The 1,429-nt window shown below is 74.0% G+C and carries 1 pseudogene; it reads right to left on the bottom strand.

Annotated elements, in window-relative coordinates:
- Nucleotides 1-214: 214 nt before the first annotated feature.
- A pseudogene (locus tag HMPREF3115_RS27995) lies at nt 215-1,429 on the bottom strand (malto-oligosyltrehalose synthase); the annotation flags it as partial.

Here is a 1,429-nt window from a genome sequence, read left to right as displayed (position 1 = left end):
GGCCGCAGGACGGCGCCGCGCACGGCACGCTGACGGCCGGCCACGACGCGCGCGGCGCCGGCGATGCGCATTGGGAGGAGGACGGTGCGCCGTTGCCGCCCGAAGAATGGTCGTGAGCGCCGATCGGCGACGCCGCGCGTGACGCAGCCGCGCGGTCGCGCTGCCGCCATCATGCCGGCGCTTCTGTAAAAAACGACCGCCGCGGTGCGCCTCGTCATGCGCGCGGCGGCGGCCCGACCCACACCGCGACCGGCAGCGCGCGCAGGCAGTGCGCGACGCGCAGCAAGCCGTCCGGCGTGTCGCCGGCCTCGCTCGCATCGAGCCAGTCGGCCCACGGCCCCGTCGCGCCGGCCGGCAGCACGACGGCCGTGTCGTCCCACTGCGCCGGTTCGACGCGCGGCAGTGAGGGCGCGTCGCCGAGCAGCCGGCACGCGAGCCGCGTCGTCACGACGACGATCGTCGCCGCGTCGTCGCAGCGCGCGAACGCGACCACGTGACGCGCGAGCGGACCGCGCACGCGCAGCGGCACGTAGCGGCCGTTCGCGAACGTTGACGTATGCTGCGCACGCAGCGCGAGCAGCCGCTCTATGAGCGCACGCTTCACGCGCGCATCGGGCCAGGTCGGCAGATACGCGCTGACGGGGCCGTCGACGCGCTCGGCCGCGAGCGCCGCGAACGGCACGTCGCGCCGGTTGTCCGGATCGACGAGCGAATGGTCCCACCGTTCGGTGCCCTGATAAAGATCTGGCACGCCGGGCGACGTGAGGCGCAGCGTCGTCTGCGTGAGGCTGTTGACGACGCCCGCCGGCGCGATACGCATGACGAACGCATGCAGCCGATGCGCGAAATCGCCGGCGCCGTGCGGCGTCAGGATCGCGCGCACGAACGCCTCGCTGTCGTGCTCGTAGTCCGGTTCGGGCGCGAGCCAGTCGGTCTGCTGCTTCGCTTCGCGCAGCGCCTTCGTCTGCCATTGCACGACGCGATCGGCGAGCGCCGCGAGGCCGGCCGCGTCGTCGGGGGCGAGCGCGGGCGGCCAGCAGCCGACGAGCGTTTGATACAGCATCGCCTCGGCAGCGGGCCCCGGCGACCAGTCGAGGTCGCGATGCGCGCGGCCGCGATGCGGCTGGTTCAGCGCGGACCAGTCGAGCGAGACCGCGCGCCATGCGTCGGGGATCTCGCTCAGCACGGCGAGCCGCACGCGCGCGTCTTCGCCGCGCTTGTGGTCGTGCGTCGCGGTCGCGACGAGCGCGTGCGGCGAACGGTGCGCGCGCCGCCGGTTGCGCGCATGGAACGCGCCGCGCGACAGACTGAAATCGCCGGCATCGGCGCCGACTTCGTTGCGCGACAGCAGCCGTCCATAGCGGTAGTTCGCCGTATCCTCGACGCCCTTCGCGGCGAGCGGCGCCGTGAGCTGCGCGAACGCGACGCG

The organism is Burkholderia sp. HMSC10F09 (assembly GCF_001806955.1).
Lineage (GTDB): Bacteria > Pseudomonadota > Gammaproteobacteria > Burkholderiales > Burkholderiaceae > Burkholderia > Burkholderia multivorans.
The sequence above is the reverse complement of the archived record's forward strand: the minus strand, read 5'-3'. Positions and strand labels throughout refer to the sequence as shown.